The 26,198-nt window shown below is 37.1% G+C and carries 16 protein-coding genes and 1 pseudogene; 7 read left to right on the top strand and 10 right to left on the bottom strand.

The window, feature by feature from the left end:
- Position 1 precedes the first annotated feature (1 nt).
- From G3341_RS11300 to G3341_RS11325, 6 genes and pseudogenes are all read left to right on the top strand, one after another.
- The gene (locus G3341_RS11300; RefSeq protein ID WP_154623085.1) at positions 2-1,924 is read left to right on the top strand and encodes a phospholipase D-like domain-containing protein; all 1,923 of its coding nucleotides are present in this window, start codon (positions 2-4) and stop codon (positions 1,922-1,924) included.
- Between the two features lie 3 nt (positions 1,925-1,927).
- Entirely contained in the window at positions 1,928-2,893 is a 966-nt protein-coding gene (locus G3341_RS11305) for an SEL1-like repeat protein (RefSeq protein WP_154623086.1), read from the top strand.
- A gap of 2 nt (positions 2,894-2,895) precedes the next feature.
- Positions 2,896-3,885: an SEL1-like repeat protein gene (locus G3341_RS11310; RefSeq protein ID WP_154623087.1), complete on the top strand. Its 990-nt coding sequence runs from the start codon at positions 2,896-2,898 to the stop codon at positions 3,883-3,885.
- 12 nt (positions 3,886-3,897) lie between these two features.
- The gene (locus tag G3341_RS11315; RefSeq protein WP_154623088.1) at positions 3,898-4,161 is read left to right on the top strand and encodes a PAAR domain-containing protein; all 264 of its coding nucleotides are present in this window, start codon (positions 3,898-3,900) and stop codon (positions 4,159-4,161) included.
- Positions 4,158-5,282, top strand: coding sequence for a hypothetical protein (locus G3341_RS11320; protein WP_154623089.1), 1,125 nt, complete (start codon positions 4,158-4,160; stop codon positions 5,280-5,282). Before G3341_RS11315 ends, G3341_RS11320 begins: the two co-directional genes overlap by 4 nt.
- 439 nt (positions 5,283-5,721) lie before the next feature.
- A pseudogene (locus G3341_RS11325) lies at positions 5,722-6,082 on the top strand (Arm DNA-binding domain-containing protein); the annotation flags it as partial.
- Between the two features lie 384 nt (positions 6,083-6,466).
- On the opposite strand, the gene G3341_RS11330 reads toward G3341_RS11325, so the two are convergent.
- From G3341_RS11330 to G3341_RS11355, 6 genes are all read right to left on the bottom strand, one after another.
- Entirely contained in the window at positions 6,467-8,032 is a 1,566-nt protein-coding gene (locus G3341_RS11330) for a DKNYY domain-containing protein (RefSeq protein ID WP_163861920.1), read from the bottom strand.
- Positions 8,033-8,883: 851 nt separating this feature from the next.
- Complete coding sequence (locus tag G3341_RS11335; RefSeq protein ID WP_163861923.1) at positions 8,884-9,027, bottom strand: hypothetical protein; 144 nt, start codon at positions 9,025-9,027, stop codon at positions 8,884-8,886.
- Between the two features lie 828 nt (positions 9,028-9,855).
- Positions 9,856-13,095: a type I restriction endonuclease subunit R gene (locus tag G3341_RS11340; protein ID WP_163861925.1), complete on the bottom strand. Its 3,240-nt coding sequence runs from the start codon at positions 13,093-13,095 to the stop codon at positions 9,856-9,858.
- A 64-nt stretch (positions 13,096-13,159) separates the two neighbouring features.
- Positions 13,160-14,302 carry a restriction endonuclease subunit S gene (locus tag G3341_RS11345; protein ID WP_163861927.1) on the bottom strand — a complete coding sequence of 381 codons (1,143 nt, stop codon included), beginning with the start codon at positions 14,300-14,302 and terminating at the stop codon, positions 13,160-13,162.
- The gene (locus G3341_RS11350; protein WP_163861930.1) at positions 14,299-15,846 is read right to left on the bottom strand and encodes a type I restriction-modification system subunit M; all 1,548 of its coding nucleotides are present in this window, start codon (positions 15,844-15,846) and stop codon (positions 14,299-14,301) included. Before G3341_RS11350 ends, G3341_RS11345 begins: the two co-directional genes overlap by 4 nt.
- A 202-nt stretch (positions 15,847-16,048) precedes the next feature.
- The gene (locus G3341_RS11355) at positions 16,049-16,927 is read right to left on the bottom strand and encodes a LysR family transcriptional regulator (protein WP_154624116.1); all 879 of its coding nucleotides are present in this window, start codon (positions 16,925-16,927) and stop codon (positions 16,049-16,051) included.
- A gap of 125 nt (positions 16,928-17,052) precedes the next feature.
- On the opposite strand from G3341_RS11355, the gene G3341_RS11360 reads away from it, so the two are divergent.
- Positions 17,053-18,702 carry an alpha-keto acid decarboxylase family protein gene (locus G3341_RS11360; protein ID WP_163861933.1) on the top strand — a complete coding sequence of 550 codons (1,650 nt, stop codon included), beginning with the start codon at positions 17,053-17,055 and terminating at the stop codon, positions 18,700-18,702.
- An 81-nt stretch (positions 18,703-18,783) separates the two neighbouring features.
- Here the strand turns inward: G3341_RS11360 and G3341_RS11365 are convergent, their stop codons facing one another.
- The 4 genes from G3341_RS11365 to G3341_RS11380 form a co-directional block, all read right to left on the bottom strand.
- Entirely contained in the window at positions 18,784-19,761 is a 978-nt protein-coding gene (locus G3341_RS11365) for a Gfo/Idh/MocA family protein (protein ID WP_163861936.1), read from the bottom strand.
- Positions 19,762-19,824: 63 nt separating this feature from the next.
- Positions 19,825-21,198, bottom strand: coding sequence for an ATP-dependent RNA helicase DbpA (gene dbpA / locus G3341_RS11370; RefSeq protein WP_163861939.1), 1,374 nt, complete (start codon positions 21,196-21,198; stop codon positions 19,825-19,827).
- Positions 21,199-21,637: 439 nt separating this feature from the next.
- Entirely contained in the window at positions 21,638-23,215 is a 1,578-nt protein-coding gene (locus G3341_RS11375) for a S8 family serine peptidase (RefSeq protein ID WP_154635655.1), read from the bottom strand.
- A gap of 425 nt (positions 23,216-23,640) precedes the next feature.
- Positions 23,641-25,215, bottom strand: coding sequence for a S8 family serine peptidase (locus G3341_RS11380; protein WP_154635656.1), 1,575 nt, complete (start codon positions 25,213-25,215; stop codon positions 23,641-23,643).
- Positions 25,216-26,198 lie beyond the last annotated feature (983 nt).

Here is a 26,198-nt window from a genome sequence, read left to right on the forward strand (position 1 = left end):
TATGTCTGGAGGTAATTGGAGTCAATTCCCGCTAGGAGTTCAACTCCCAACATCAGCAACGCCACCGATGATTGATATACCAGTATCAAGTTGCATGGTGGCACATGTGACGCCAAGCTGGATACCTGAACGAACGAAATACCCCATGAGTTTATTTACCTATGCACCATTAATTAATGGACAACAAACCTTTGCTGCCGTTGCGGAAGCTATTCGTAAAGCGAAAAAAAGTATTGATATTATTACATGGGGCTTTCAACCCTCTATGTATTTTGAACGTAGTTCGGATGCCCGAGAAGGTCAATATCCGATGATTGGCGAGTTGTTAGAGCAAAAGGCCAATGAAGGTGTGCAAGTGCGTGTACTTGTGTGGTTTGATCATGTGGGAAAACATTTTGAGAAAAGCTTTCCCGGTTGGGGGAAACAAGTGATATCGCCATCCCAACTCAATGATTTTCTTGTCTTTGGTGCAAAGCTCGATTATCAAACCCAAAAACAATATCAGTTTGATATCGCTTGGAACCGTAAAGTTCATATGGGCCTTGTCAAAAACTTGTCAGTACGGACTCGTGATATTGCAATGAGTATACCTGATTCGCGATTAAAAGATGTTACGGCGCGAACCAATCATCAATTTTCGAGTCAAGAAACTGAGCTAAGTGCTCGCTGGGCTGCTTTAGCGGCTGGTTCAACGCATCATCAAAAAGCGGTTTTAATCGATTATGAAGAGCCTGAAAATGCGATTGGTTTTGTGATGGGGCACAATATGCACTCGGAATATTGGGATCAAGATGCACATGCCATCACTCGTTATAAGGAAGAGTCATGGCTTGGTCGCGATGGCGTAACTGCGTGGCAGGATACCTCAAACTGTGTGTATGGTGAGCTACTGTATGATTTAAATGATAACTTTGTGTCGGCGTGGAAAAAAACTGATGGTTTTTTCGCCAGCAAAGGTGACGATGTAGAGCAACTTGCACAGAGAGAAAGTCGCTCACGATGTGACTATATCCCGACACCTGAGCATATCAAAAAACTCAACGCCCATTACACATTTTTAGCCAATAATCCTTTAGTTCCCACGGGCGGAAAAATTTGCCGAACCCAGCCACAACACGATGAATACGATATATTAAAAGCCTATGATCATGGTGTTAAACATGCCCGTAACTACATCTATTTTGAAAACCAATATTTTCGTTTGTCATCTATAGCGACCAATTTACGGGATATGGTTGAAGAACGAAACCGACGTTTTTTACAAGCTGCTGAAACTGACAGCAAATTACAAAGCATTAAACCACCTCCGTTCTATCTTTTTGTTGTCACTAATTCAACGGAAAAACCCTCTGTCGGAAGTTCGAATGAAGTAGGCGGTTATCAAACTTATAAGATGTTAGAACAACTTGGTCGTCGAGATTTAATGAAAGAGCACGTTTACGATCAATCGTTCAAACCTAAGTCGGGTTATTGGGGGGTCTATATTCGAAGTGAAGATATCAAAAGCCCTGATGATATTCAGCCTGAAAAAATTGAGGGGCTAGAAACAATGATCTGTACACTTGTCTCTCCTGATTCGGATAGATGGCAGCAAGTGTATGTACACAGTAAATTAACTTTAGTCGATGATACCTTTTTAATTCAAGGCTCTGCCAATATTAATTTACGCAGCATGGCATTCGACAGTGAAATCGCCGTGATATTGCAAGATACCGATGATTTTCCAATTGTGAAGCCGTTAAGGGAAAAGTTATGGGGATTGCATAAGAGGACGGGGAGTGTTTCAAGTGATTTGACAGCCGAATTTAAAGAATGGAAAAAAATAGTTGCTATAAATGCGAGCAATAAAAAAAATAAAGAATCACCTAACGGATCATTAATCCTTTTTGAAGATAAAACTATTAGCCTAAAAAATGCGGATTAACTGATGAACATAGAAATAAAAATCGCATTATTATTGGGATTTATTCTGCTGACGAGCTGTAAGCCTATCGATAAAAAGGACGTCACTGTGACTCAAAAAACAGAACCTGATTTAACTTTCACTTGTGTGTATGAAAAAGACACGCTACCCCCTGTTGATCCGGAAGCGGATGTTTGGTTTAAACAAGCGCGTGAGCTTGAAAAAGTGAATAAACATCAACGAGATTATAAGCAAATTGGTGATCTCTACCGCAAAGCCGCAGAGCGTAATCACCCTAAAGCCATGCTTAACTTAAGTAACTTAATCAGTTATGGCAAAGTGCCCCCGATTGGCGGGAAAGGCCCAGCGCAAGAAGTGTGGGATATTATCCAAAAAATGGCTAAATTGAATATCAGCTATGGTTATTACCAAATGGGACATTATCTCGATACGGGTTATGGTGTACCTGCTGATAGAACGAAAGCGTTAGCTTATTTTAGGCAGGCTGCCGATTTAGGCAGCCCAGAAGGGCAATATGTTATTGGTGATATTTTTCTCGCTCAACGTTTATCAGATAAAGACAATCCTGCTTATCAACCTGAAATTGGAAAAAAAATGCTTGCTTGTGCTGCTCAACAAGGTAATAAAGAAGCTGCATTTACAGCAGCGATGTTTTATAAGAGTGTGGAAAAAAACTTTGACATAGCATTAGAATTTTTTCAATTAGCATCGGAAAATGGACATAGAATCTCAGCTTCAATACTCATTGATACATTTAAAATAGACACAACACCAAAAGACTATTATTACCTAGCGGTTAAACCAGACCCAGAACGCTCAGCCCGTTATGAAGCAATTGTCAAAGAAATGGATGCTTCTGACGAAACCGCCAAGTTCCCCGATATCGATAAAATCGTTCCCCTCCCCCCTGCTGAACTCCCTGAGTGGGATGGGTCCTTTGAATATAAAAAACAGGTTGAAGGACAATAATCATGACTTGTTCCTTTTTATCCTCTAACCATCTAGCCTGTCAATATGCTGTCGTCGTATTAGGCTTGCTATTGATGGGTTGTAAACCCATTGATAAAAAGGACACCATTGTAACTCAAAAAACAGAACCCGATTTAGCCTTCACCTGTGTGTATGAAAAAGACACGCTACCACCCGTTGATCCGGAAGCGGATATTTGGTTTAAACAAGCCCATGAGCTTGAGAAAATTAATAAATATCAACGTGATTATGCCAAAATTGGCGAGCTTTACCGCAAAGCCGCGGAGCGAAACCATCCTAAAGCGATGCTGAATCTCAGTAATTTAATCAGTTATGGCAAAGTGCCTCCGATTGAAGGTAAAGGTCCAGCGCAAGAAGTGTGGGATATTATCCGAAAAATGGCTAAATTGAATATCAGCTATGGTTATTACCAAATGGGACATTATCTAGACACGGGTTATGGTGTAGCTGCTGATAGAACGAAAGCGTTAGCTTATTTTCGTCAAGCTGCAGATTTAGGTAACCCTGAAGCTCAATATGTTATTGGTGATATTTTTATTTCTAAACGAGTATCCGATAAGAAAAATCCTGCATATCATCCTGAAATAGGTAAATCCATGTTAGATTGTGCATCTATGCAGGGGCATGGAGATGCGGCATATCGACTCGCTAGTTATATGCGCAATGTTGAAAAAAATAATATTAAAGCTAGTATTTATTTCCAGTTATCAACAAAAAATGGAAATCGTGATGCCGCATCAACCCTCTCTGATGTATTTGATTTAGCGACTACATCAAAAGACTATTATTATCTAGCGGTTAAGCCAGATCCGGTACGCTCAGCTCGCTATGCGGCTATAGTCAAAGAAATTGACGCATCTGACGAAACCGCCACATTCCCCGATATCGATAAAATCGTGCCCCTCCCCCCTGCTGAATTACCAGAATGGGATGGCACCTTTGAATATAAAAAACAACAGGATAACCAATAAAAGGATCTTAACATGCGCGCACTTGTTCGATTAGGTGACAAAACTACTCATGGCGGCGAAGTTATTTCCGCTTCTGGCTCGATGATGTACGGTAAGCCCATTGCCTTAGTGGGAGATAAAGTCAGTTGTCCGAAAAAAGGACATGGTGTCAATGCCATTTTACCCGGATCAACGCGCATTTTAATATCCGGTCGCCAAGCGGCATTGAATGGTTTTCAAACCGAATGTGGCTGTACCCTCATTGCGAGCCTTTCCTCGTCAGGTGAACAGTCATGATGAGTTGGAAAATCCCCTCTTTAGAGCATCCACCAGAGCCTCCATTACCGCGTGTGGGGCTTTGGTTGTTTTTGGTTGTTCTCATTGGTATTGCTGGATTTGGTATTGGCGTGTATTTATCTTCAATTACCGTATTGTCTAGCGAAATCAGTAACAATCAAATAATCGCTTTATTTGTTGTTCTTCCGGTGATCATTATCTTGTTCATCCGATTACTTGTTTATTCAATCACGGCTTATCGTCATCAACTTTTTACGAATATGTTAGATGACGCCCACAATGAATGGCGTTATTGGGCGGGTAAGCACCTTGGATTATTAACGCATTCACGATTAACTCAAATCGATGAAGAGAAACTAGAGGGCGTACCTTTATCTTCATTACCAATCAATAAAGATAATATATTGACACTAAACGCCTTGAAATCCCTTTCTTCATGGGAAAAACAAGAAACGGCGATACAAAAATTGCTTGCCCCAATCGCGGCATTTTATCATCAACACGCTCTCACACAGCCGATAACACTGTATTGGCAAGCAGAAGAAAGTGGGACTAATTGGACGGAACTTATTGAGCAGGAAGCCGAACGCTTATCATTGACGCTTGAGTCTGTTGAAATATTACCATACATGTCTCTCAGTGAATGGCTATTGACACTGTATGAAAACTCCTTTGAACCTAAGTTATACGCTATTTTAGCATTTCAATTAGACTCAACGGCGAGTGAAGAGGCCGCTAGTCTATTACTCGCCCCTCAAGGATTCTACGAGAGTTTAAGAGTACCTATCAAAGCGAAGATCCTGCGCCCAATATCTACGGATAAAGAATCTTTTTCTGATGCATTGAAAACACAATGTGAATTTCAATTAAGTGGAGAGCAATTAACCGCCATCTGGCATAGTAATATTAGTGATAATAATAAAGGGGAATGTATTCAGGGTTATATTCAGCAAAACATGGCTTGTCTTTCTGAATATTTTTATGATGCTGATGCCCTACTAGGGATAAGCGACTTAGTAAGGTATGGAGTGGTGTTGTCTTTAGCAAGTGAATCACCACAACCTGTACTCATTACTCATCAAAATGGGAACAATCTGTTCTTACAACAATTAGTTACCTAACACCACATACCAAGAAATGGGTATTAATGAATAGTCTAGAGTTACGCTTTTATTCAGGTGCTCCCTATTATGAATAGCCTTTATGCTGATATACTTTTACTTAGATAATGTTATCAGCACTAAGTTTAATACGATACTTTTCTCTAAATGAGTACACCGCTGAGTACAAAATATAAACCTTAAAATAAAATCATTATGATTCAATTAAATAACCTAAACCTAACGGTTTAATGTGTAAGCCTATACTCTAGTTTTAGATTGTCCCATTAAGCATCATTTAAAAACAGCATAAAATTCATAATATTACTATGGTTTTATGCTGTTTAATGTCTCACTGAATTTCATGAAAACTCACACCTAAATAAATATATTGCTTATTTATCTTCTCTTTTTTCAGTGAGTATAATCATATAAACCCACATAATTACTTGAATTTATTATATTTACTGACACAAAATACAGAACAGCAAAATCTAAAGAAAAACTTTCCGTATCAATGACTTCAACGGTTTGTACCTTGAAGTGAAACCCAATGGTAAAAAAGCTGGCAGTTTCATTTTCAAATAAATGGAAAATCGAGCATGCTGGCATTAGGCAACTACCCATTGGTAACACTAGTTGAAGCCAGATCTAAATGTGATGATGCTAGAAAGCTCGTATCAGAAGGGATTAATCCAACACAAGCTAAGCAACTAGATAAGATCAGAAAAGCAAACGAATCTGCAAATACACTTCAAATCATCGCAAAAGAATGGTTGCAAATGAAAGATTGGGCTGATGTGACCAAATACCGTCGCCTTTGATAGGCCCTGTAAATAATTCTGTGTATCTGTAATTTCTTACGGCCATAAGCATAGTAAAATCGTTAATGTTAACTTCTCCATTACAATATAGAGAATCTAACTATAATCATCCTAAATTTTCATAAAGAGAGGCTAATAATATATTATTTAATTAAAGGCGATGTATATTTATTCACTGACAAAATAGTTTCAATAGTAATAGACTGTTATCTCTAACACTCGAAAGATAAGAAAAGATTAATTTCAAAGAGAACAGTATGATGTGATTGCTAGAACAACAATGCTATCAAGTAAATGATGAGCAATGCATAACTTCTTTTAGCGAGTCATCATGATAATAAGTGACCTTGGCCACTTATTATCTAAATACTCATTGTTGAATTAACCAAAAGTGTAATAACGCTCAACATCCTTTTCCGCATACTCTTGGTGTGTATATCGATGCTCTTCGTAGTAATAATAATTTTTATCACGCCCAATAGTAGGCTTAATCACTGTAAAGGTCTCAACATCAACACCTTCAAGTAAATGTGCCTGACACCAGATGTTTTGCCCAACACGGCAAAAATTGCTTTTTGGATAAAAATATAATTCACCATCATCAGGTAGTGTTAATGGTTGAAGTTGTTGATTGAAGTACCATATATGCTGCTTATCACGCCAATAAGCCCCATGATAAACATCAATGAGTTCTACTGTTGACGCATCAGCGTTCTCTATATTTTTCCAACAAATCCTAACATTGTTAGCATCTTTCACTAACCCTAAACGCCAATCAACAATTTCAAAACTGTGGGGATCGAAACCTTCTAATAATTTTGTTCCCTCCCAGACATGTTTTTTATCGAGATAATAATTTTCTTGTTGGCGAAATGTTGCTGCGTCAGCATGTTCTAACACACCGTTATAATAAAAGACTTGATTACCCGATATTGAAAATATGTTGTCAAATTTTGTCACAGTACGAGGGTCGACTCCTTCAATTTTAAAAACTCCCTGCTGGTGGTTTGAGCCGTAAAAAGCATTTTTATCGATATAATGGCTATCATTGATTTTTTGAAAAGTTGCCATATCCACGGTGATAGCGCCAAGCTTAAATTGACGATTTTCTATCACAGAAAACCATAATGTATTGTCAATTTGTAATATAAAGTCAGTGTCGTAATCCCCCTCAAGCAAACGAATCGTTTTTCCTAATAAATTCGTATCTATCAATATGGGCATATTTAACGATAGTTTAGGATGCAGCCATACCGAATTATTGTCAGAATAGATATTGTTTAAACTATCGGTAAATATGCGCTTAAACGTGAAAGGATTAGCATTAGGCAATACCTCATTTTCCCAGCTAACAACCTGAGTTCCATTAGAGAAGAAATCTGTGTTTTTAATATGAATACGGTTATCTGGGGTCGCATTACGCAAATATATATTGTACTGACGTTTAGTTTGATTCCATAATTTGCTATCAATCCATTTTTTTATATTATCTTCACTGGCATCCTCAAGCTCTTGCAACCACTCCTGTGCCCAGTTTGGAGTATCAAAACGAGTGACTTTATCTGATAGGATTGATTTGTCTTTTTCAACAATCAAAGTACCTGCGATATTTTCACCATATATTACCGTCGCGGTAGTATTTCTTGCAACAAAAGAGGCCGTTGTTTTTAAAATCTCAACAAGATGTAAAATATTATCACTAAGCTCATCCGATACTAACCATAATCCACAACGTAAAACTGCCTGCTGTTTATCATGTAACAACAAAAAGCGTAATTCATCTGAAGGGGCATTGAGATAAGTTAAAAACGATTGAGCAATGGTTTGTTGCTGTAATTTCTGGGCATGACCTGATGCTTCTGCTATCGTAAATTCTGATTTTAACCAACGCTCAAAGGCTGCCCGTGATAAAGGTATTTCTCCAAATAAATACTGCGGCTCTGCCATAATATATTCCCTCTTACTAACGCATATGTTCTATCGTCTTGTCTCCCTAAGAGTAAGTAAACCTACATTTCCCTTCAATAAATAGCCATCGATAAAGGAATATACCTCAAATACAATTTAGGGGGATAGACAGAGATGTCAGTGTCTTTTAATGATAACCGTGCATCATGGATAGACAATAAATTGACTTAGGCAACAATATTACCCGTTATTTTGTTAGTAGGGAAAATATTTTTTAGAAACCGCTTAGCGTTTCGTGAATAAATCTGCGCCTTTGTATTCATGATATAGAGAATGGCATTTAAAATTAAATTAACAAAAATATCACTTTAAATACATTTGACCATCATCATGATAAATAGACTAACTTAATTACCCCCTAACAAGCAAACATAATTATGATATTTAATCATAAGAACTACTCAAACAAAAAGCACACGTTAAAATATATCATATCAGTTTGCTTTTGTTATATTACCCACAGTAAAATCCATTACATGGGGCTAGTGACAATGACTTTTTTTGTATTTATTATTAAGAATAGGCTCATTATTAAATATACTAAAAAATCATTGAGTGAATATACATAAATCTTATTCAGTTATTTTATAGACATCATGAGCCATTCTCATTACTCTCACATTTTTCCCTACAATTCCAATGATATTCCTCCTTCTATTTTGCTTGTTTTTTGGATTAACTTTAATACCCAAGATATTGAAATAACAATATCAAATAGCATTTTCTATGCTTCTATATAGGAATTTAATTTTCAATATAAATAATACTATTATCTGTTCATATAGCACCAATCATAAATTCACTTTATAATGAATTGATTGAGTTATATTTTAACGTTCTACAGCTGTATCATTGTTTGATAAGATTTCTTGACTTGAACTTACCTCACCCTCTTCATTATTGATGATGCTATCTTGACATGCTAATAAAAAAGTCGTTAATAAAACCATTATCACCATTGTTATTTTACTCATAAATTCACCTCATCACATTTAATTATCACCATTAATTGATTTTTCTATTATCGATAATCCATAAAAACATTTCATTAAAATCATTATTCATTCTTAAAATGATGCCCATATTTAATATTTATATAACAATAAAATACCGTTAATGGGCTCCACTACTAGAGATAAAATTCCTCTTTGATATCTGTAGTTCTTTAAACTATAGCATAGAATATAAAAAACACCTTTACAGTAAAAAATAAAAACAAATAGCTTTGCAGGAAATAAAACAGGAAGAAAAACCTTATATTTAATACTTATTATGATTGATATCCGTATATTCTCTCACTAATGACTTCATTTTCTTATCTTTATCATAAAACATAACAATAAAAACTGTTATTAAGTGAGCACATGAAAAAAGTTTCATCTTATTGATATTATCATTTAATTAATCAGTAATTTTATGTCTATATTTTATTAATCATCATAAATATTAAAGCCTATTATTAGTTATAGAGTAACATTGATTATATCAGCCTTTATTCTTATGCATCGATTTTACTCGTTATATCATGACTCGTGTTATTGATAATCAACTAATATTTTTCGAGATTTAGATAAGATGATTACGTTTATTAACGATAAATAGGTATATCTTTATAGAGTGCGGTCATTAATAACAAGAGAGACGATAATTTTTTGTTTTATCCATAGTGCAAAGACATCCTTGTCTACTTAGCTTAAAGTGATACTATCATCACTAGATTATTAGCTCACTTTTATCTCACTCCGGCACTCCATTAGTGCCCCTTCTTCGCTATTAGCGCATAAATATAAATCGAGCTTCATTCACTCCGAACTTAATAGTTCATTTGATAGTAATTCAGCCTGTGCCAGTACAGTCTCTGTTGCCAACAATGACATATCGGGCGGATAGCCATAGCGGTTAAGTAAGCGTTTTACGATCACTCGGATTTTTGCTCTAGCAGATTCTTTTATTGTCCAATCTAACGTTACATTGCTACGAATCATTTCAGTCAAAACCACCGCGAGTTCTCTCAGTTTATCTTTACCAATTAACTCTTTAGCACTGTCATTTTCAGCAACCGCAGTATAAAAGGCATATTCATATGGCGATAATTTCAGCTCATTTGCCTCTGCATCTACTTTGTTAATATCTTTAGCTAATTTGATTAACTCATCGATAACCTCAGCTGCCGTTAAAATTTTATTTTGGTAGTTTTTTATCGCTCCACTAAGCATTTCCATTAGTTTTTTACCTTGAATAATACTAGTGGTGGTTCTAACTTTTATTTCATCTGCTAATAGCTTTTTCAATGTTTCTAATGCAATATTTTTATGTTGATAGTCTTGCATCTCCATTAAAAACTCGTCAGACAGAATTGATATATCCGGTTTTTTAATTCCAGCTGCATCAAAAACATCCACAACTGTATCAGTCACTAATGCCTGATCAATAGTTTGTTTAACTCTTAGCTCTATATTTTCATTACTTGTTATTCCTCCAACCGTATTATCGAATTTCACCAAGCGCGCTTTCACCGCTTGAAAAAAAGCGATTTCGGGTGTGGATTCCATTGCTATGGGATGAGGAGTCGCGAGGGCAAATGCTTGAGACAATGCTGTCACTGCGGTGAGAAAACGTATTTTTCCTTTACCTTCATCCAGCCCTAAAATGAAATCTTCTGCTTCTAAAATAATGGCTAATTTACGAGAAGTACTTGCAGTAAAATACTCTCTATAATCAAAACCAAATAGCATTCCTTGCAGAATTTCTAGTTTCTCCTGCATCACAGTAACGGCTTCATCCTGATCTAAGGTTGGTTTACCTTTCCCCCCCGCATCCGAATAAAAAGATAGCGCCGATTTTAAATCAGCCGCAATACCTAAATAATCAACGACCAACCCACCTGATTTATCCTTATACACTCGGTTAACACGTGCAATGGCCTGCATCAGATTATGGCCTTTCATCGGTTTATCGATATATAAGGTGTGCATACTTGGAGCATCGAATCCTGTGAGCCACATGTCTCGGACAATGACTAATTTAAGTTTATCATCCTCATCTTTCATACGGTTAGCTAATAGCTGTCGATCTCTTTTCGTTGTATGATGTTTAGAAATTTCAGGTCCATCAGATGCAGAAGATGTCATCACAACCTTAATCACGCCGTCATTAAGGTCATCGCTGTGCCATTCAGGTTTTAACGCAACTATTTCATTATATAAATCCACAGCAATACGACGTGACATTGCCACGATCATGCCTTTACCTTGATTAGCATTCGCGACTAAACGTTCTTCAAAATGGGTCACTAAATCCTCAGCGATCGCTTTAATTCGTTCCTTGCTACCAATAATTCCCTCAATACGAGCCCATTTTGCTCTCTGCTGTTGAGTCAATGTGAGCTCTTCTTCACTAAATTCCTCATCAAAAGCTTCTATAAGCTGTTTGCCTTCTTCGCTAATTTTGACTTTGGCTAAGCGACTTTCATAATAAATCGGTACTGTTGCACCATCTTCCACTGCTTGGGCAATATCATAGATATCAACATAGTTACCGAATACAGCTGGTGTATTCACATCCGTTTTTTCAATCGGTGTTCCTGTAAATCCAAGGTAGGTTGCGTTAGGTAACGCATCTCGCATATATTTAGCAAACCCATAAACGGTTCGCTTACCAACAACTTCTCCTTGTTCATTTTTAACATCAACCTCTTTTGCACCAAAACCATATTGAGAACGATGCGCCTCATCAGCAATGACCACAATATTGCTGCGATCTGAAAGTAATTCATAAATACTGCTACCCGTATCGGGTTGGAATTTCTGAATAGTCGTAAATATCACGCCACCCGAACCAACTTTCAGTAATTCTTTCAATTCTTCGCGGTTGTCGGCTTGCTTTGGTGTTTGACGTAATAATTGCACCGCAGATGAGAAGGTACCAAAAAGCTGATCATCTAAATCATTACGGTCTGTAATAACCACTACGGTTGGATTATCGAGTGCCAATACAATTTTTCCGGTATAAAACACCATAGAAAGCGATTTACCAGAACCTTGTGTATGCCAAACAACCCCTGCTTTTCTATCACCTATTTTTTGTTCTTGTACTAAGTGCTGCTTATTACGCCCTTGATAACGTAATGCAACTTCTGCTGACGGGGAGTCTGCATTCACATTTGCGGCACGTATTGTCGAAAGTACCGCTGCGTTCACTGCATAATATTGGTGATAAGCGGCCATTTTTTTGACCGTTTTGATCGAGATAATGCCATTTTTATCTTCCTGTTTGCTCGACTCAAATACAATAAAATAGCGGATCATATCGAGTAAGGTCACTGGATTTAGTAAACCTTGCGTTAATACTTCTAATTGTGGTTGCGTTCTTTTCGCTTCAGTCATGCCATTATCGGTTTTCCATGCCATAAAACGCTCAAAATCAGCCGATAACGTTCCAGCTTTGGCTTCCAATCCATCAGAAATAACACTAAAAGCGTTGTAGGTAAATAAGGAAGGAATATCCTGTTGATAGGTTTTTATTTGTTTATATGCCCCTTCTATCGTGGCATTTTCATCAGTCGCATTTTTTAGTTCAATAACGACAAGCGGTAAGCCGTTAATATAAATAATTACATCAGGTCGACGCTCTTTACGATCTTCTCTAATGGTTACCTGATTAACAACAATAAATTCATTATTATCGGGCTGTGAAAAATCCACCAGCCAAATATATTCACCTTGTGTATGACCATTTTTGGTCACCTCAATATTAATTCCTTCCGTCAATAAACGATGAAAATTGAGGTTATTATTCATTAAATCTGGGGAGTTTATTTGTGTAACTTGTTTCAGTGCTTCTTGGTATTTTTCTTCGCTTAAATGAGGATTTAAACGCTTTAATGCTGTTAATACGTTTTCCTGAAGGATGACTTGGTTGTAGGCGCGTAATGAATTAATGCTTGTTGGCTCTATATCAGGACCATAAACATATTTATAGCCTAACAGTTGTAATTGCTCAATCGCCATTTTTTCAATATCGGATTCCGTCATTTTTGACATTATTATCATCCTATCAGGTAGAGGTAATAAAAAAGCAGCGTTCAATTCACGCTGCCTACTACAATTATTGTTCTGCTTCTGGAGTATATTTTACGCGCACTTCCCCACTCATCAGTTTAGGAAGTAAGGTATCACGGAGTTTTTCTAGGGTTTGGATTTGCTTTTGATTATCACTTCCTTTGTGATTTAATAATTGAACTATATCCGTAAATTTAGTTACCAGAATATTCGGTGGTAATTTGAATATAAAGCTGGGTAATGCTTTTTTACTCAAATGGATCACAGACGAGCCATTTGAGCAAGAGAGAGCGTGCTCTTTAAAATCAGAACTTTTTAACAAATAAAATAGGAATTCTTTAGTCAAAGAGTCTGAAATTAGCTCAACCTTAACTAAGTCCATACTTATGACTAAATTGGTATAGTTATGTATGTTTTGAACATAGATAGGATTTCCTATTAGAGACGCATCCTGAGTCAAGTCAGTATGGGCAACAACAATATCTTTATCAATAACTAGCTGAGATTCTTTATAGTTACCAACGAATTCCTTAAATCCATCAGCTCTCAACCCTCCATCGCGTGAAAAATTTTTCAATGTAACAAGAGCTGTAGAAGAATCTTTTAACTCTGAACTTTTGTAAGAAACACCATTAATACATTTAATATATGAACTAAGTGGTACTAAGGGCCATACATTGTTAGCCTCTTCCACAAACCACTGTCGAAAAAGCGTTTCCGCCATAGCTTCTAAAGTTTTATTTTGACGATGAAGAAGATTTATTTTGTCATCCAACGAAGATAACACCGAGGCGATAGCTTTTTGTTCTATACCATCAAGTGTTGTTTCTACTTCAATTGCATTTAATAATGTCTGAGTTAACAAAGGATGACTTGAACCCTGAGCATACTGGTTTAAATCTAAATACTTAAATAAATAATACAAATAATCAGGATTATTATTATCTAAGGCTTTGGCTGATAACGCATTATCAGAAACCCATACAGGACTTTTCTCTAAATACGTTGCCCCACAATACGCCCCTACCCGACCAATAATCAGTGTTTCACCAGCATAGTTATACTTATCAGTAAAGTCTAATATTCCATTACCACCATAAACAGGTATTTTTCCTTTTTCTTTTGGTCTACTTTTACCATTTCCAAATTTGACTAACTGTTTAAGAGTCACATTTTGCCACTCACTCATATCATCACCTTCGCCAAATTCTCAGCAATTGCTTGATTGAGTTTTGCTTCTTCTTCTAATTGAGCTTCGAACTCCGCTTTCAACTGGGTAAAGCGCTCTTTAAAATCAAAATCATCTTCCTCATCGGCAAGTCCTACATAACGACCTGGAGTTAGCACATAATCCAGCTCAGCCACTTTCTCAACGGAAACCGATGCACAAAAACCCGCAACATCTTCATAAACACCGTCTTTATTACGCCAATTATGATAAGTATCCGAAATTAGCTTAATATCATCATCGGATAACACTTTAGTGCGGCGATTAATTAAATGACCAAGATTACGCGCATCAATAAACAGAATTTCACCACTCCGATCTTGATATTGAGTAGAGTTCTTACGGTCACGACGCATAAACCATAATGCCGCTGGAATTTGCGTATTAAGAAACAGCTTAGCAGGCAGATTAACAATACAATCGATTACATTGGCATCTTTAACTAATGCTGCACGAATATCGCCTTCGCCTGAAGTTTTCGACGTTAATGCGCCTTTCGCTAATACAACACCGGCTTGTCCTTTTGGTGACAAGTGATACAAGAAGTGCTGCATCCATGCAAAGTTAGCATTACCTACAGGCGGAGCTCCATGCTGCCAACGAGCATCTTTGCGCAACTGTTCACCAGACCAATCAGAAACGTTAAACGGTGGGTTAGCAATAATAAAGTCAGCACGTAGGTCTTTATGAGCATCATTAAGAAACGAGCCTTCACTATTCCATTTCACTTGTTCAGAGTTAATGCCTCTGATAGCCAAGTTCATCTTCGCCAAACGCCATGTGGTCTGGTTAGATTCTTGCCCATAAATCGAAATATTATCGATATTTCCTTGATGTGACTCGACAAATTTTTCAGACTGCACAAACATACCGCCGGAACCACAACATGGATCGAATATACGACCTTCATAAGGCTCAAGCATATTCACTAATAGAGAAACTATCGATTTAGGTGTATAGAACTGGCCGCCTTGCTTACCTTCCGCAAGAGCAAACTCACCTAAAAAATATTCAAAAACATGGCCTAAGACGTCAGCGGAACGTGATTTCGCATCCCCTAAAGCAATATCACCAATAAGGTCAATCAATTCCCCTAATACCGTCGCATCAAGGTTTTGACGTGCATAAACTTTCGGAAGCACCCCTTTTAGTTGCGGGTTATCCTCTTCAATCGCCTCCATTGCCTCATCGACTAATTTACCAATATTCGGTTGTTTAGCGTTACTGAGAAGGTTTGACCAACGGGCTTTCTCTGGAACAAAGAAAACGTTATAAGCCATGTATTCATCGCGATCTTCAGGATCTGCACCAGCAAACTCACCCTCACCTTTTTTGAGCTTTTCATAATGCGACTCAAAAGAGTCAGAAATATATTTTAAGAATATCAGTCCAAGAACAACATGTTTATATTCGGCAGCATCAATATTCTTACGCAGCTTATCTGCTGATTTCCACAGAATAACTTCTAATGGTTCAACTTTTGTCTCTTTTGGTTTTCTTGCCATGATTCCATTACTTACATCAATAAAGATAATGGAACTATTGTGACTTATTTATTGATGAAAATCTAACTATGGATGGCTTATTTTAAGGATCAGGCCGATTTTACTACCTCGATATCCATCAATAAAAAGGCCACCACTTTTTATGGGGATAAAAATCATAGAAATAGTCACAGTATGTTGATATCTATAATCTTTACAATAACTACAACATTTCTATCGCCAAATCATGCCATGCTTTCGCTCTACGGCTTTGCGGTATATTTTTCAGTGTTGCTAATGCTAATTCATACGAAAGTACTGGCTCAACGACAGGGATGATCGATAAACCATCAGCCCGCGTTTTATTCCACATACTATCAGGCAGCAAGGTGATGCCGACACCTGCTCTCACCATTGCAGTAACTAAATCTAAATGGCCACTACGCCCCACAACCGTAGGCTTTTTCCCATAAATACCGCACGCACTAGTGACGAGTTCATTAATTCGAAAATCATCTGAGAAAAAGATAAATGGTTCATCGACAACCTCTGCAAATTTTACCGAGCTGTGCAGCGCTAATGGATGCTGTTCACTCACCAGTAACATTAGTCGGTCCGATGAAAAAACATGCAAATCAAATTGTTCATTTTCGAATGGGAGCATGACTGCGGCGGTTTCGACTTCGCCCTTCAGCATCGCCTCCATCATTTTACGAGAGCCAAGCTCAATAATTTTTAATTCTATCTGCGGATAACGTTGACTGAACACCATGATAATGTCAGCAAAATACGTCGATGCAATCACAGGGGGAAGTCCGACATTTAAAACGCCAGATAACGGCCCTGCTCTTTCTTTGAGTGCTTTATTCATACTATGGAATTGCATCAATATTTGTTTTGCATGACTGAATAAAATCTCGCCTTCATCTGTCAGTCTGACCCCATCAAATTCTCTGACTAATAATGTATAACCAAGCTCTTGCTCCAGTTTTTTTATACTACGACTAATGGCGGGCTGGGTGACAAATAAGTGTTCTGCCGCTCGGCTAAACCCATTCAGTTGTACGACCTCAACAAAATAGCGTAATGAACGTATATCCATTGCTCCCCCTATGACTTTTAGTTATAGATAGAATAATTATAAATAATTTCCGTTAAAGAAAAATCCACGCTAAAACTAATAAAAAGCAGAATTATCGACCATATTAAGTATTAGGAGATAATATAATGAATAAAACCGTCATCGAATATGTTTTAGCTCGTCTAAATGAGATCGGCATCAATGATATTTTTGGTGTTGCAGGTGATTATGCCTTTCCAATAGAGGATGCCGTCTGTGAAAGCACGAATATGCGCTGGATAGGTAACTGCAATGAACTGAATGCAGCATATGCAGCAGATGGCTATGCGCGTATTAAAGGCGTTGCCGCCCTTTCTACAACATTTGGCGTCGGTGAATTAAGTGCATTAAACGGTATTGCTGGATCTTATGCCGAACATCTTCCTATTTTTCATTTAGTTGGTATGCCTACCAGTGGTGTACAAAAAAACCATCGCTTAGTCCACCATACACTTGGTAATGGTGATTTCGACGTGTTCTATCAGATGAGCCAACATTTAAGTTGTGCTCATGCGATTTTGACACCTGAAAACTGCATTGCCGAAACAGAACGTTTGATAGCGACGGCTCTTCATGAGCGTCGACCGGTTTACATAGGATTACCATCAGACTATGCAGTAATGCCCGTTATAGCAGATAAAAACACTGAAGAAACCATTATTCATAAAAGTAATAGTGAGTCATTATCATCCGCCGTTACTGCTATTTTGGAAAAACTCAACTCAAGCCAAAAAGCCTGTATTATTCCTGGTATCTTAAGTGCTCGTTTAGGCTATGCCGATGATGTTCAAGCAATTATTGATAAAACAGGATTACCTTATGCCACGATGTTTATGGATAAAAGTATTGTCAGCGAGTCCAATCCATCTTATATGGGCATTTACAATGGTAAATTGATGAACACACAAGTTGGCAACTTTGTTGAAAGTTGTGATTGTGTGATGGGAATTGGCGCTGTGTTGACAGATTTTAACTCCGGAAGCTTTACCGCAACCATCCGCCCAGAAAACCGCATTAATATTCTTGCGGATCATGTTAAGGTTGGCTCAGCCATTTATCCGCAAGTCTATATGCATGACGTGCTCGCTCAACTTAAGCAACTGGCTCCAGCATTAAATCACCCAGGTATCAAAGCTCAAGATCTTGGGGCGCCTATCCAAGGTGAAAATGGGCAAATTACGGCGGATTATTTGTACCCTCGCCTCGAAAAAATGTTTAAAAAAGATGATATTATTATCGCGGAAACAGGAACTGCCTCAATGGGATTAGGGTTTGCCTTGCTTCCTGAAAATGCACAGTTCCACAATCAAACCTTATGGGGTTCGATCGGTTGGGCGACACCTGCTGCTTTTGGAGCTGCAATCGCCGAACCACACCGCCGAGTAATTTTAGTCACCGGTGAAGGCTCCCATCAACTTACAGCGCAAGAAGTCAGTCAATTCGCTCGCTTTGGCCTAAAACCCATTATTTTTGTGCTTAATAATGATGGTTATCTTATTGAACGTTTACTCTGTAAAGATCCTGAAGCGTATTACAACGACCTGCCACAGTGGAATTATGCTCAATTACCTGCCGCGCTTGGCTGCAATGATTGGTATTGTCAAAAAGTCACCACCTGTGATGAATTAGATAAGGCAATTCAACATGCAGAATCTCAAGACAGTGCGGCTTATATCGAGATTGTGATGGATAGATATGCATCCTCAGAACTTGCCGAAAAACTGGGGCAATCTATTGCGTCTTTATATTCGTTCTAAATGATTTTGATTGATGTTATTGCTGGCAGCTTTGACGATGGATATCAAGGTTGCCAGCGATGCCCTGAGTCACTGATACAGTCAGGAAAAAGAAATATCCACATCATTTCTTGATTTATGGAGTATTTTTGAAACCGTCAGCGCTAATTCGAGCAGTTCATAACATAGCGTCAACTTTTGCGATGCGATTTGATCTCGAAAGAAAGCGAATTCAAATATCATATGATTAGTTGATGCTTCATGCGCAACTGAGGTCACCTGACCTTCAATACAAGCTTCCACAGATTGGCAAAGACTCGGTGCACCTTCGACCCGGATGTATCCTTTAGTCCCTTGAATAATAAAGTAACCTGGACTAGCAGAATCTTTTGCACCTGAGCACACGGCAATGGCTGAACCAAATTGTAGTGTTAATATCCCTGAGGTATCGATGCCGTTATAACCTTTATTACACACATAATGGCTATTATCAGGAGCGCCCATTAGTGCAGATAACACATAAATATTATAAAGGTTAATATCGTATAGAGCACCGCCGGCTTGCTGTGGATCAAATGCTGCATGCACGCTACCACGTAAATAGTCATCATATCGGCTTGAGTATTGTGAATAGTTGCCTTGTATAACCTTTATTTCCCCTATTTTATTGATATATTGTTGGATGAAATGAAAGCCTGGGGTGTGTATTGCCGTAATCGCCTCAAATAAATACAGTCTCTTTTTTTTCGCTAACAGCACAAGCTCCTGTAACTGCTGCCATTCTGGCGTAAATGGCTTCTCGCATATGACATGCTTGTCTGCCATTAATGCCTGAAACGTATAGCTATAATGCAAATGATTTGGCAAGCCAATATAAACAACGTCAATTTCTGTATCTTGTAATAGCGCCTCGTAATCTGTGTAAAGTTTATTGATAGCAAATTGCTGACAGATCGCTTCCCCCTTTGCAATACTTGATGCTCGAACACATAAAGCCATCACCTCAATGCCCGAAACCTCTGTTAAAGCATCTAAAGCTGACATGATTATTTTTCCAGAACCAATAAGTGCTATCTTCATATGTTATCGACCCATCTAATAGGCTTATACAAAAACGGCGAGCATATTGCCCGCCGTTATAATTTATTTTAGCAATCTCACTTTCACTGATTTGCCTTTAATTTTACCTTGTTGCAATTGTTTCCATGCTTGATGAGCAATAGAGTGTTTTATCGCAACGTAAGCGTGTGTCGGATGAAGAGTGATTTTACCAATATCCGCGCCCTCAAAGCCCAGATCACCAGTCAAAGCACCTAAAATATCCCCCGGACGCATTTTCGCTTTTTTACCACCATCAATACACAAGGTTGCCATTGTCGCTTCAAGCGGTGTGATACTTAACCCTGTTGGCAGTTGTTTCCAGTTAAGCTTCATCTGCAACATCTCTTCTAGCACGTTTGCACGTTGAGCTTCTTCGGGAGCACACAGGCTGATCGCTAGCCCCGTTTCCCCAGCTCGTGCGGTACGACCGATACGATGAACATGCACTTCAGGATCCCATGACAGCTCATAGTTAATCACCATTTCGAGTGATTTTATATCAAGGCCACGTGCTGCTACATCCGTTGCCACTAATACACGGCTACTACCGTTAGCAAAGCGAACCAATGTTTGATCTCGTTCACGCTGTTCCATATCACCATGAAGAACTAATACACTTTGACGACTTTCATTCAAGGCATCATAGACTGCTTGGCAATCTTTTTTGGTATTACAAAAGACAACGCAAGAAGCGGGTTGTTGTTGACTCAGTAACTTCTGTAATAAATCCATTTTTTCATGGCGAGCAACTTCATAAAATTGCTGTTCAATCGCGGGTAATTCATCGACAGTATTTATTTCAATCGTTACTGGATTACGCTGAATACGTTGACTCATCGCAGGAAGAGTTTCCGGCCATGTTGCTGAGAACAATAGTGTTTGGCGATCGACAGGGGCATAACTCATCACCTCATCAATATCATCAGCAAATCCCATATCTAACATACGGTCAGCTTCATCCAATACTAAAGTTTGCAGCGCATCCAGTTTGACTGTTTCTTTACTTAAGTGATCAAGGAGTCGACCTGGCGTCGCCACAATAATATGCGCGGCATGAATCAAAGAATCACGTTGCACACTAAATGGCACCCCACCACACAGGGTTAAAATTTTAATATTGGCCATATAACGTGCTAAACGACGTAGTTCACTCGCGACTTGATCTGCCAATTCACGGGTTGGACATAGAACGAGAGATTGCGTATTAAACTGTTTCGCATCAATATGTTGTAAAATACCTAATCCAAAAGCGGCTGTTTTACCGCTCCCTGTTTTTGCCTGTGCACGAACATCTTTGCCCGCCAGGATAGCGGGTAACGCCGCTTCCTGAATGGGCGTCATCGTTAAGTAACCTAGTTCAGTGAGGTTGGTAAGTTGTTCTTCAGGGAGCGTGTTAAGTTCAGCAAATGAGGTCACAATAAAAATTCCGAGTATAATAAAAAGCTAATGGATAGCCATGATACTATCCCTTTCCTAGCATGTCGTGAGGAATTTACATAAATGGCACCTCAGCAAGTCGCTTTATCGCTTTTTTCAATGTTCATACCCGTATTTACCTATATAGAGCCTATTAGCAATTTTTATTATTGCTATTAATGACTCAATTTCATGCTTTAAATACGGCAAACTCCACAACATATCGAATATATAAATTTCGTAAAATAAAAGGTTAGAGACTATTTTATCTCAACATCTCATCACTGATTATTGCGCTGCTTTTGCGATTTTCCTGTATCCCTATCCTTTATCTCTTAGTCTCACTGTAGAACCGCTATCCAGCAAATAAAAAATGTTCGGTTTAGTCACTCTTTCTTGATAGATTAACTTAAATAAAACTCAATCTTTTATGTTTTATTTATCTATTACGCCACTCTTGACCATCAGAAACTAATAAGATCGATTCGTTTTTTTTCAAAAAACGCGGATTATCACTAAAATTCAAATACACTTCGGAGGTATATTGAGAATTATTGTTGATATAAATTCTTTTCGTTTTATTAAGTAAAGATGCTGTTGGAATAAAAATGGATTCACTCCATTCACTATCGCTAAGATTGATGATAACGACTTCATGTTCTTGCAGGTATCCTTTAATATCATTCGCATAAATATCCTCATCATTTTTAATATCAAAATAAATGATGACCCTTTTGAGTTTTTCTATGGCATTTCTAATATTTGGCAACGCACCGATATGACCACGAACTTCATTCCCTTGAGCAAGCCCCGTTTCAATCAGCAAGTTTCGCATTTCCAACGGATATAAAACATGGTTTGTTGCTCTTTTATACCAAGATTGAATCGCTACAACCGCAGAAGTCACTATAGCGCCAGCAGATGAAGTACCCGCAAAAGTATGCGTATAATCATTATCACCGGCCGGCACACCATCGTATAGATCGCCAATCCCCGTTGTTACAACAGTCCAGTCACCCCATCCTTGTACATGAACCCTTGTTCCATAATTAGAAAAACTGCATTTATTACGGCCTATTTTGGTTCCCGCCCCCACCATAATCACGCCATTGTCTCCCCAACTTCGATACTCGGCAAACTGCTCGCTATCTAAATCCCAATTACCATTACCTGCTGTCGCGACCACGATAATACCGGCATCGGTCGCCGCTTTAATCATATCCCAAATAGCTTTATTGTAATCTGCGGGCTCTCCATAATATTCCTGCATTTCGAATAAAAAAACATCGCCAGCCCTTAATTGTTCTAATCCAATCGCAATATTGGTCGGCCGGGTGCTGTAACCCTCTGTAAATTCAGTAACACCGTACACAACATCGGCATCATAGACCATGCCTGTAATTCCAGACTCATTGTTTTTTGCATATAATACGCCGACTACATTCGTGCCATGGTAATCAAACTCATGCTTTGATAATGGAATTAACTCAACAAAACGCGCGCTTTTTAAATCAATATGGTTAAAGTTAAAACCCCAATCGATAACAGCGATCCTAACACCTTGGCCCGCAATACCAAGAGACCACGCATACATCATATCGATACCATAATAATGTCCCCTATTCCCATATTTATAATCTTGGTAATGCGTAAAATTAGGAGAATCACAAAAAGTATTATTTATTGAAACTGCTGGAGGCAACGGGGACGTTTCCGGTATCTTTTGGATATAGTCAAAATAAGGTAACATTGACAACGCGTTTATTGTGGCATTGAGTTGCTCTTCATTCATTTCTTTTTTAATGCAAGCATAGTAAATACCAACTAAACTTTTTGTATTAACTTTATTATTTTTATTATTATTTCTAATAAAAGAATCTGGCATAGCAGGAATAAAATATAAATTCTTTAATGGATTATCTTCTCTAATACAATCCTTAATATTAATGCTCAATCCATCATTGATTAATAAATAGCGAGATTTCACCTTAACAATTAATCTTTGTAGCTTTTTCACAACTGACTTCCTTTTTTGCAAAATTGAAAATCATTAATGATTTTCAAACCTTCAATTAAAGACAAACACTTTTATTTTCGTATTTTGATGTTCCAGCGTAAGGCAGTCATAACTCCACTATATGGAGACCTATCCTATCAATAACTACATTTACACTTAATAACATAATGCAGTATAAAAATATCAGAATATCTCCTTAATTTAACACCCCGAATCATCTCATAAGATGAGCATTGAAAATAGAGTTTAATATATAACATTATCAAATATTGACATACTCATTAGTCAATAAATAAGTTAAAGAATACCAACTCAATACCCTCCGTGTTGGTAAGTATTGAGATAGGTATTCATCACAATTAAATGCTTAATAGTATTTATTAAAATAGAAAGCGATAATAAATTATCTTTTTTTACATGAATTATTATCTGACATTCCACTCTTCACCATCAGAAACCAACGAAATAGATTCATTCGTTTCTAAAACAACAGGAGTTGAACTAAAGTTAAAATAGACTTCTGCATCAAGTGTCGCATAATTATTAATATAGATTCGTTTACCCATATTAAATCCCGATGCCGCAGGAATATAAGTTGTATTACTCCAATTGCCATTGCCAAAATTAATAATAACTACTTGATAATTATTAAGATAAGAATTAATTTCATTTGCGTAAATATTTTCATTATTGATAACGTTAAAATAAGTAATAGATTTTTCTAGCTTTTCAATCGCATTCCTAATATTAGGCAAAGGCCCGATATGACCATGGACTTCATTACCTTGGGCAAGACCCGTTTCAATCAGTAAATTTCGCATTTCCTCTGGATATAAAACATTGTTTGTTTCTCTTTTATACCAAGATTGAATCGCTACAACTGCGGAAGTCACGATTGGCCCAGCGGCAGATGTACCAGAAAAAGTATTTGTATAATCATTATCGCCATCAGGGAGGCCATTATATAAGTTCCCGCCCCCTGTTGTGACAACAGACCAATCGCCCCATCCTTGTACATGAACCATTGTTCCATAATTAGAAAAATTGCATCTATTACGGCCTATTGCGGTTCCCGCCCCCACCATAATCACGCCATTGTCTCCCCAACTTCGATACTCGGCAAACTGCTCGCTATCTAAATCCCAATTACCATTACCTGCTGTCGCGACAATAATAATACCCGCATCGGTCGCCACTTTAATCATATCCCAAACGGCTTTATTATAATCCGCAGGTTCTCCATGATATTCCTGCATTTCGAATAAAAAAACATCCCCCGCCCTTAATTGTTCTAATCCAATCGCGATGCAGGTTGGGCGAGCGCCATCACCATTAATGTATTCAGTAACACCATATAGAACATCGGCATCATGGACCATACCTGTAACACCAAAACCATTATCTTTTGCATACAATACTCCCGCAACACCCGTTCCATGATAATCATGCTCATGTCTTGTCAGTGGGATTAATTGAATAAAACTCTCTCTTTTTAAATCAATATGATCAAAATTAAAACCCCACTCTATATCTGCAATTCTAATACCTTGACCTGCAATACCGAGAGACCATGCATATTCCATATCGATACCGCTATAATTACCCATAAATCCATTTTTGTAAGTTTGGCGATAGGTAAAATCAGGCGTATCATATGAAGAAGTTTGTAATGATACTGTTGGAGGCGGTACTTCTGATATTTTCTGAACATATTCAAAATAAGGAAGCAATGATAGCTTTTTGATTATTTTATTCAATTGTTCATCAGTAACCTCTTTTTTTAAGTCAACATAATAGATACCTAAAAGATTTTCTGTATTCAATTTGTTATTATTATTACTAAGCTTCATAACAAACGAATCTGGCATAGCTGGGATGAAATGATAATTCTTTAGCTGATAATCGTTTATCATATCCTCTTTAACTCTAAACCTTAAGACATTATCAATTAAAATATGTTTCAATTTTATTTTAACAATCAACCTAACTGTTTTTTTCATAACTTTATCCTTTTTTGGTTTTATCAATCAATTTAATATTAGAATGCTTTTTCTTATTTTCATTGCTTACCAACAAATAAAAATAAAAAATCGAATAGAAGTGCTATTTTCTTATATTAAATTACACCTTTTCATTTTCAGATATCATTTACAGTATGTAAAACCAAGAATAGCATCATCACACGAATATCTTTATAGTTACGTTATAATATATATAGTTTATAGTAATGCACATTAATATAAAAAATCTTCATATAATGAATCAAGAGATCACCTGAATAATAAAATAGCCTTAAAACATTAATTAAAGATATACTTTATAAGATTGATTTATAGTTAATACAATTATTATGAATAATTTTTTATTTTAATTCGATTCATCCTTTTATAATGGTTTTATATCATTCTTATAAAACATCCTTAAATTGGTAGGATAACAACTATTTCTAGAATAATGGTAATCGAGCAATTCATCCTCGTTAAGACGTTTAAAAAAATGTTAGTCAGCCCTAAAAAGACAAATGAAACACAACTATCAACTTAGCATCATTAAAAAATAGTCAATTACTTGTCATGTTGTATAGTTTTTATTTAAAACTATGCAGTTTTATTAAACATTGCCTTATTCGCAAAACTTCGCATCCATATCGCCATATGGATAACTATAAGCATGATATGCTGTATCCATACCATTTCATTTTTATAAAAACCAAACAGCATGACATCGTTAATAACAACAAAAAAAGTTCAGCACAAGATAACGAAATTGAAAAATCATCTTTATTTTCATTGATATACCAAAAACAAAACCAACTAATAACAAAATAACCGTCATTTTTTCAAATAAATATCCAACTTGTAAATACTTTGATCCAAATTATCAAAAAAAACAATTATTTAGTTTAATACACCAAAATCACTTTACATAACAATACAAAAATCCACTATTGATCACATTATCAACATAAAATATCAAATAATAT

It is taken from the genome of Providencia vermicola (genome assembly GCF_010748935.1).
GTDB classification, from domain to species: Bacteria; Pseudomonadota; Gammaproteobacteria; order Enterobacterales; family Enterobacteriaceae; genus Providencia; species Providencia zhejiangensis.